The organism is Polyangium jinanense (assembly GCF_028435265.1).
GTDB lineage: Bacteria > Myxococcota_A > Polyangia > Polyangiales > Polyangiaceae > Polyangium > Polyangium jinanense.
On sequence record NZ_JAGTJK010000052.1, the window covers coordinates 1 to 8,650 of the forward strand.

The window sequence follows — 8,650 nt, forward strand, 5'->3', positions numbered from 1 at the left end:
CCGCGGGGGACGCCTCGCGTCCCCCTCTCGTCCGGGCAAAGCCCGGACGATTCACCCCCCGAGGCGAGCTCGCTTCGCGATCTCGCAGAGCGCCGAACTGTTCGGCGCTCTAGTCGCCCACGGCGGGGGGGCCTTGCCTTTCAGATGATGTGCATCATATGATGCCCATCCTATGAACACGAGCGCGACGAGCGACGAGCGCGGCGGGAGCGATCCCGCGGCATGGATCGTGGGCGCCGGCGACGGGACGGGCGGCGCCATCGCGCGCCGCTTCGCGCGGGGAGGCTTCGTCACGTGCGCGACGCGCCGCAACGCGGACAAGCTCGCGCCGCTCGTCGACGCCATCGCCGCGGCCGGCGGCCGGGCGCACGCCATCGGGTGCGATGCCCGCAAGGAAGACGAGGTCATCGCGACGGTCGAGCGCATCGAGCGCGAGATCGGTCCGATCGAGGTCTTCGTGTTCAACGTGGGCGCGAACGTCCCCTGCAGCATCCTCGACGAGACATCTCGCAAGTACATGAAGATCTGGGAGATGGCCTGCCTCGGCGGGTTCCTGACCGCGCGCGAGGTGGCCAAGCGCATGGTGGCGCGTGGGCGCGGTACGATGCTCTTCACGGGCGCGACCGCGAGCCTGCGCGGCGCGGCGAATTTCGCGGCGTTCGCCGGCGCGAAGCACGCGCTGCGCGCCCTCGCGCAGAGCATGGCACGGGAGCTCGGCCCGCGGGGCATTCACGTCGCGCACGTCATCGTCGACGGCGCGATCGACACCGCCTTCATCCGCGACAACATGCCCGCGATCTACGCGAAGAAGGACGAGGGCGGCATTCTCGACCCGGACCACATCGCGGAAAACTACTGGCACCTCCACAACCAGCCGCGCGACGCGTGGACGTTCGAGCTCGATCTGCGCCCGTGGATCGAGAAGTGGTGAGAAGCGCTCGGAGCAACGGGACGAAGTGAAGCGGAGCCGAGCGCGGGGAGTGTCTTTCCTCCGGCCGCAAGGTGGCGCACATTCATGGTCGCCACACGGATCCGACCATGCACATCACCTCTCGGCCCTACGCCGGCCTTGCCGATCTGCACGCTCTCCAGCGCACGATCACGGCCTCGTGGCTTCTCGCGCGGCCATTCGTAAACATGACCGTGGGAGACGTCACGTGGTGGATGACGGTCTCGCCGCTCGAAGTCGACTGGACGACGCGGATCCGGTTATGGGAGTCGGGCGGCGACGTCGTCGCCTGGGGCGGGTTTCAACCACCAGGTGAGCTTCTCTGTCATCTCCGGGCCGACCTGCCGGCCGCGCCTCGTCGCGCCGTCGTCGCCGAGCTCGTCGAATGGCTGACGGAGAGGATCGTGTCCCACGCGGAGGCGCCGAGCCACCTCACGACCCACGTCCTCGACACCGATCACGGGCTGCGAGAAGAGCTCCGGTCGCTCGGGTTCACGCCCGCCGACGAACCTTCGTACAGCCACTTCATCGCGCCCCTTTCCGAGAGCCCCGCCGCGCCCGTGCTCCCGCCCGGCTACACGCTTCGCCACGTCCGAGGCGAGGACGAGATCCCGGCGCGGGTGGAGGTGCATCGCGCCGCCTTCGCGCCCTCGCGGATGACGGTCGAGAAGTACCAGCGGCTCGTCACCAGGGACCTCTACGCCTTCGAGAGGGATCTCGTCGTCGAGGCGAAAGACGGATCGTTCGCCGCATTCACGATGGTCTGGTGGGATCCGGTGGCCCGCATCGGCGAGTTCGAGCCGGTCGGGACCCATCCGGACCATCGGCAGAAGGGCCTCGCCAAGGCCGTGAACCTCGCGGGGCTCCACCTGCTGCGCCGGCTCGGCGCGCCCGAGGCTCTCGTGTTCTCGAGGCCCACGAACGCCGCGTCGGAGGCGCTTTACGCCTCGGCCGGCTTTCGGCGCGTCACCGTGCATCGGCCCTGGACGCGCCCGCTCTCGGCTCGGTGATCCAAGCCCCACGCTTTACAGCCGCCGCTCGCCGGTGCACCTTTGCCGCATGGGCATCTTCGACCGGATGGGCAAGGTCATCTCGAGCAACGTCAACGCGCTCCTCGACAAGGCGGAAGACCCGAAAAAGTCGGTCGATTTGATCGTCGAGGAGATGAAGGACCAGATCCGCGCCGCCCGCAAGGAGCTGGTCGAAGCGGTAGCGGCCGAGAAGGTGCTGCGCAAGAAGGTCGACGAGATCGACGCCGAAACGACGAAGTGGGAGCGGCGCGCCGAGCTCGCCCTGAAGGCCGGCGACGAGTCGCTCGCGCGTGAGGCGCTCGTGCAGAAGAAGCGCATCATCGCCGAGCGCGACCGCGCCGAAGCGCTGCGCGCCGAGCAACGCGCGGCCGCGCTGAACATGAAGCGCGAGCTCGAACGCATGGAGCAGAAGCAGCAGGAGCTCGAAGCGCGCAAGGGGACGATCGCCTCGCAGCTTCAGCAGGCGAAGGCCGGCGGCGGCGCCGAGGGGCTCGGGTCGCGCAGCAGCACGGGCGGCGCGTTCGCCGAGTTCCGGCGCATGGAGGACAAGATCGAAGGCAAGGTCGCCGAGGTGGCCGCCGCCCGCGAGCTCGACGACGCGCTCCGCAGCGGCGGGATGTCCGACATGGAGCTCGAATCGAAGTTCGCGCAGCTCGAAGGCGGCGGGACGATCTCGAAGGACGGCAAACCGTCGAACCCCGAGATCGACGACGAGCTCGCCGCGCTGAAGAAGAAGATCCGGATCGGCTGAGCGACGCCGCGGTCAGGGCAGGTCGGCGCAGCAGCGGAAGCCGGTGTTCGCATTGCTGGACCCGCGCGCCAAGGTCGTGCTCGCGGAAGAGCAATCCATGTCGTGCTCCGAGCTCGTGTAGCCGCCTCCGCGGCGCCGGCAGGGGTTTTCCGCGGGCGTGGTGCCCTCCGTATCGTTGCAGGAATCTTCCCACTCCCACACGTTCCCGCTCATGTCGAAGATCCCCGGGAACCCACCCTCGCACGTCGACAGGCTCTTGACCGGGACGACTTTACCTTTCTCGGCACCCTGGCCATTGCAGCTCGTCGGATCGTACACGTCAGCGTAGGGGTGGAGCTTCGCGCCCCCACCCGTACAGGCGTTGTGCCATTGGCTCTTCGTAGGATCGCCGGCGGATTCGGTGAACGGCAGGGCCTCCCCGCCGATCTGGCCGCAAAGACGCTTGCCGTGTGCGGCACAGAATGCGAATGCGTCACACCAGTCGATGTTGGCCACTGGCCGGTCGTCCGGCGACGGCGCGCCCGACGGAGCAAACGTCAGGTTCGACTCGCATTCCATAGGCTGCTGCACCATCGGTCCCGACACCACCCACTCGAGGTACTGAGCGTTCGTAACCTCGGTGCTGTCGATGCAGTAAAATTTCCCCCCGACAGGAGCCTGCACCTTCACCATGGTCGGCGTGTCGGGGTCGTCGGGACAACCGTTGGAGCCACCGCCCGTTCCGCCGCTGCCGCCCGTCGCGCCTGATCCGCTCGGTCCGGGCGGCGGAGCGTCGATGCTCCCACCGCCAAAACAACCGGCCGCGATCACGAGCGGGCAAGCAATGAGCAAAAAAGAAACGGCGACGCGCATGAGTCCGACGATGACACACGTCACCCGCGAACCGCAACGGGGGAGCGATGACGCGGACGAAACACGCGCGTCGTCCGCCCCACGCCGAGAGAACGCCGGCTACTTCGCCGTGTTGCGACCAAGCGCCACGACGTTGTCCACCGCGCTCGCGCCCCCCTCGCCCACCGTCACCTTCACCCGAGGTTTCGCCCGGAGCAGGCTCACCACCAGCGTGAGACCCCATCCATCCTCGCTGCGAATTTGCACGGCGCCGTGGCTGTCCTCGATGGACATGATGAGCCGCCCGAGCACCTCGAGCCCCGGCGGCGCCGCGCCCGGCGCGATGAGCACGCGCTGCAGCGCCGATTCGGGCAGGCCAAAGCCGAGGCTCCAATCGAGGATCGAGAGCTCGACCGCGGTGCTCGTCTCCCGCACCGAGATCACCGGCGGCTGCGCCGACGGCGACTGACCCCCCGCCTCGACCATGAACGCCTCGAGCGCCCGTTCGAGCGCGGCCCTGTGCCCGATCACGTGGCCCATGCCCCGCATCGGCTCGATCTTCACCTGCCGCCCCGTCGCCCGCGCCGTGCCCGCCACCGCCTGCGCGATCACCTCCGAGAGCGGGAACGCGCTCAGCGGATCGTGCGTCGGCGCCGTCGCGAGCGCGCGGACGTTCGTGGGTTTGTCCTCGGGCTGCTCGACGACCGACGCGACGTATCCGACGATCGAGGAGAAGCCATCGGCCTTCTGCCGAAGCGCGCGGATCGTCAGAACGAACGCCGGTGACGTGCCCGGCTGGCTGCGGCCCGTGATACCCGACTCGCTCTGCAGCACCTCGGCCATGCTCGTCGCGGCCTCCTCGGCGGTGCAGCCGGTGAGCGCGACGAGAATCTGGCTCAGGTGGATCGATCCAGGCGGGAGCGCGCCGTCGGCCGACTCGGGCGGGACGGAGACGCCGCGCGCGCCGAGCCAGCGGCCGAGCTCGCGGCTCGCGAGCCGCACGTCGCCGAGCGCGTCCGCGTAAAAGAGGCCCACCGGGGAGCTTCGCAGCACCTCGCTGAACGTGGCGATCTCCTTCGCGGCGCCGTCCGCGCGTTGCACGAGGCGCTCGGACGGCGGCAAGGGCGCGTCGAGCAGGCGTGATCCCGAGATCGGCTCGCCCTCGCCCGCGTTGCCGAGGCGGCGCCTGCGCGCGATGAGCGCAAGCTCGCGCGCGAGCCGTTCGACGCGCTCGGGCGCCTTGGCGAACGCAGCCTCGGCCTTCGGGCCACACAGGAACACGTAGCCTTCCGTCTCGCCCAGCGCGATGAGCGGCACGACGAGCGAGGGCTCGCCGGGGTTCTTGAGGAAATCCGTCACGAGGTGGGGCGCGGCCACGCCGTGCTCGTTGATGAACGGCCTGCGGCGCACGTCGCGGCGACGCTCGCCGATGAGGTGCTCGCCGACGTCGCCGTCGTCCCAGAACTTGAGGTGCCACTGCGAAGACGGGAGCTCCGCGACAAGCACGAAGTCGGAGGGGAAGAGGCGCCCCGCGAGGCGGCCGAGCCGGGGCCAGAAGACCGCGTCGGGCTCGGTCTGCACGCGGCGGAAGATGCCCTCGCGGCCGAGCAGATCCGAGGTGCGCGTGACCGCGCGTCGCCAGCCCGAAAGATCGAGCGAGAGCGCAACGATCGCGCCCGCGACGATGCCCGCGGCGATGCTCGCCGTCGGCAGGAGGCCCCGCGCCATCGAGGCGGCGAGGATCCCTTGCCCGAGGATCGTCGCGAGGAGGCAGACGCCGAGCGTGATCAGCGCGCCGCGGATCGACGCGACCCTCCGAACGAACGCGAGGAGCAAGACCGAGAGCGAAGCGACGAGCGCGCTGATCCAGCGCGGCGCCTCGCGCCTCGCGCCGCCGTCGAGCAGACCGCCGAGCGCGGAGGCCACGTGCGTGCCCATCGAGATCTGGGGCGCGCCCGCGGCGCGCGCGCGTGGCTCGAACGGCGAGTCGAGCGCGACGATCACCACGCGCCCCGCGGCGACGGAGGGCGGCGTTCGTCCGGCCACGACGTCGGCGAGCGAGACCTTGGGCACGCTCTCGGCCGGCGCGGGCACGATCCACGGCGCCTCCGCGATCCCGAGCGCGGAGAGCGCCGGCCGATCCGCGGGTGGGGCCGTGAAGCCCACGGCTGCGCCTTGCGCGCCGGCGCGCACGATCCCTGGCGGGAGCGTCTGGATCGACGCGGGCGTCGCCGCGGCCGGTTGCTTGCGGTTCACACAAAAGGCGTCGAGCGGCGGCACGAGGAGCACGCCGCGCGCGTGGCCCTTTTCGACGAGATCGGAGAGCTCGCCGAGGCAATCTCGTTCGGCGAGCGTCTCGGGCGAGGCATGCACGACGAGCACGTGTGACGAGGGGCTCCGGCCTGCGATCGCGCGCAGGGTGAGCTCACGCGCCTCGTCGTCGGCGCCGCGGAGGGGCGCGATCGCGGCCGTGATTCCGGCGACGAGGATGGCCGTCGCTTCGAGACGGGCGCGGCTCGAGAGGCGCGATCGATCCTTCTCGAAGGCCATCGGCCGCGGGGCGCGGAACGGCTTCGGTATCTTGCGTGCTTCGAGCAGGCGTCGGGCGAAACTTCGCATCGAGGGGGTACGGGTTCAGCGTGTGCGGCAATTTTCCTGCCATCGGACCGATGCCAGGCAGAGCTCACCCGTCTCGCTGTGGAAACGTCGATCGTTGCACTTTCTCGATCCTGGAAAATCGACCGGCATGCTCCCGGGGCTGCCCTTACGGGCCTTTCCGCTGCGGTCTGGAGTCCTCGCCTTCGATGTCTGCAGTCCTCACGCAGCGTGGCCTTTATACCTCAAAGTCCTGGTTGCGTGGGCGGAACCGTAGCCCGGTCCTCGATGCTACCAGGGCCCGCGCCCAGGCGCCCATTTCTCGACGGCGTCTGAATATTGCTTTCTTTTCAGATATTTGAGTGACCCTCCGCCCTGGACGCGTGCTGCGCATCACCCGGAATTGGTGGATTTTTTTCTCCCATGGAGGGAGCATCGCTGACCATGCTGTCCTTGCGATTCCCTTCCACCACGGCGCGGGTGCTCACGCTGCTCGCCCTCTTCAACGGCGCGGCGTTCGCCGCAGTCAGCTGCAGCGGAAGCTCCGGGGAAACACCTCCCGGCGGCACCGCAGGCTCCGGCGGGACCGCCCAAGGCGGCCAAGGCGGCATCGGCGGCCAAGGCGGTCAAGGTGGCCAGGGCGGTCAAGGTGGCCAAGGCGGTCAAGGCGGTCAAGGTGGCCAGGGCGGTCAAGGTGGCCAGGGCGGGACCGGTGGCGTCGGCGGAACGGGCGGCATCGGTGGCACGGGCGGCGGCGAGGCGGGCGCGGGCGGCATGAGCACTTCGACCTCGAGCTCGTCCAGCAGCTCGAGCTCGTCGAGCGGCGCGGGCGGCAGCGAGATTCCGGACGGGGGCGAGTTGCCCGACGTGCTCCCCGATTTCACGGACGCCGAGCTCGCGCCCGTGACGAGCATCGACGGCATCCCGAACCCGCTGCCGGGCGTCTACATGGACCTCGGCCCGGCCAACGTGAACGCAAAGTTCCGCTCGCTGATCGCCTTCCCCATGCGGGACAAGGCTGTCCTCGAGGAGACGATCGCGAACATCTACAACCCGGGCCACCCGATGTTCCGGGACTACATGACGGCCGACGAGTGGATGGCCCAGCACGCGCCGCCCGAGATCGATCTGCACCTCGTCAAGATCTGGCTCGAATCCGAGGGCTTCACGGTGCCGTTCGTCGCGACGAACCGTCTGCTCATCGAGTTCCAGGGCACGGTCGCGAAGTTCAACGAGGTCTTCCAGACGACGCTGCACCTCTTCGAGCGCGAGAACCCGCAGCAGGGCAACCCGCCGATCGACGTGTACGGCACGCTCGAGCCGCTGAAGGTGCCGACCTGGGTGGCGCAGCGGATCGGCGGCGTGATCACCGCCGATCTCGCAGCGTCCACGACCCCGCTCACGCCCGAGGGCGGCGGCATCGTGGTGCAGCCGCAGACCGTCCCGACGAACCGGCAGTCGCCCGCGAAGATCGCCAAGGCGTACGGCGTCGATCAGCTCTACGGCATGGGCTACCGCGGCCAGGGCATGAAGCTCGGCGTCACGGTCGGCGCGATGTTCCGTTACAAGGATCTGCAGTCGTTCTGGCAGTCCTTCGGCATCATCCGCGACGATCCGGTCGTGACGTACACGATGGAGCCGCCGTCGACGCGTTACATCGAGACGACGCTCGACGTGGAGTGGGCCGGCGCGCTCGCGCCGGGGGCGACGCTGATGGTCTACGCGGGCCACGACGCGCGCAACACGTCGATGGTCTACACGTTCAACGAGGCGATCGCCCGCAACGAGGTTTCGGTCATCACCGACTCGTTCGCGCATCGCGAGGACTCCGAGCCGGCGCCGGTGCGCATCCAGTACCACGACTCGGCGATGCAAGCGGCGGCGCTCGGCATCACGGTCGTGGCCGCGACGGGCGACTCGGCGCAGATCGACACGCCCTCGGCGAGCCCGTACGTCACGGGCGTCGGCGGCACGCGGCTCTTCTGGAACGCGAACGGAACGCTCGCGTACGAGACGAACTGGTACGCGTCGGGCTGCGGCGACTCGCTCACGTTCCTCCAGCCCACGTGGCAAGCGCCGTACGTCACGAACGTCGAGATCAACGCGCCGCCGCGCCGAGCGACGTCGGACCTCGCGGTCCACGCCTCGCAGTACGCGGGCTACTACGTCTTCTATCTCGGCCAGTGGGAGCCCGGCTACGGCGGCACGTCGTTCTCGTCGCCGGTCTTCGGCGGGCTCATGGCCGTCGTGAACCATTACCGTGCGGCGAACAACCTGCCGCAGGCCGGCTGGCTGAACTCGATCCTCTACACGAACGCCGCCGTCAAGGCGTCGTTCCGCGACATCACGCAGACGGATCCGGACGGCACGACGCCGCCCAACAAACTGCCCAAGGCGGGATGGGATTATCCGACAGGATGGGGGGCGCCGAACGCGATGGGGCTCGCGCTCACCCTCCCCTGATCCAGGATCATGCGTTAACTCGACAGCGCG

The 8,650-nt window shown here is 69.3% G+C and carries 6 protein-coding genes; 4 read left to right on the top strand and 2 right to left on the bottom strand.

Annotated elements, in window-relative coordinates; translation table 11 throughout:
• Window positions 1-172 precede the first annotated feature (172 nt).
• From KEG38_RS45075 to KEG38_RS45085, 3 genes are all read left to right on the top strand, one after another.
• A complete protein-coding gene (locus tag KEG38_RS45075) occupies window positions 173-931 on the top strand; it encodes an SDR family oxidoreductase (protein ID WP_272426925.1) in 759 nt (252 codons plus the stop codon).
• 107 nt (window positions 932-1,038) lie between these two features.
• Window positions 1,039-1,959, top strand: coding sequence for a GNAT family N-acetyltransferase (locus KEG38_RS45080; protein WP_272426926.1), 921 nt, complete (start codon window positions 1,039-1,041; stop codon window positions 1,957-1,959).
• A gap of 49 nt (window positions 1,960-2,008) precedes the next feature.
• Window positions 2,009-2,731 (top strand): PspA/IM30 family protein, encoded by a 723-nt coding sequence (locus tag KEG38_RS45085; protein ID WP_272426927.1) that lies wholly within the window; start codon window positions 2,009-2,011, stop codon window positions 2,729-2,731.
• A gap of 12 nt (window positions 2,732-2,743) precedes the next feature.
• Here KEG38_RS45085 and KEG38_RS45090 read toward each other — a convergent pair whose 3' ends face one another.
• Both KEG38_RS45090 and KEG38_RS45095 read right to left on the bottom strand, forming a co-directional pair.
• Entirely contained in the window at window positions 2,744-3,583 is an 840-nt protein-coding gene (locus tag KEG38_RS45090) for a formylglycine-generating enzyme family protein (protein ID WP_272426928.1), read from the bottom strand.
• A 99-nt stretch (window positions 3,584-3,682) separates the two neighbouring features.
• Window positions 3,683-6,181 (bottom strand): hypothetical protein, encoded by a 2,499-nt coding sequence (locus KEG38_RS45095; protein ID WP_272426929.1) that lies wholly within the window; start codon window positions 6,179-6,181, stop codon window positions 3,683-3,685.
• A gap of 420 nt (window positions 6,182-6,601) precedes the next feature.
• Here KEG38_RS45095 and KEG38_RS45100 point away from each other — a divergent pair, with 420 nt between their 5' ends.
• Window positions 6,602-8,620, top strand: a complete 2,019-nt coding sequence (locus tag KEG38_RS45100) for a S53 family peptidase (protein ID WP_272426930.1) — start codon at window positions 6,602-6,604, stop codon at window positions 8,618-8,620.
• Window positions 8,621-8,650: the final 30 nt, after the last annotated feature.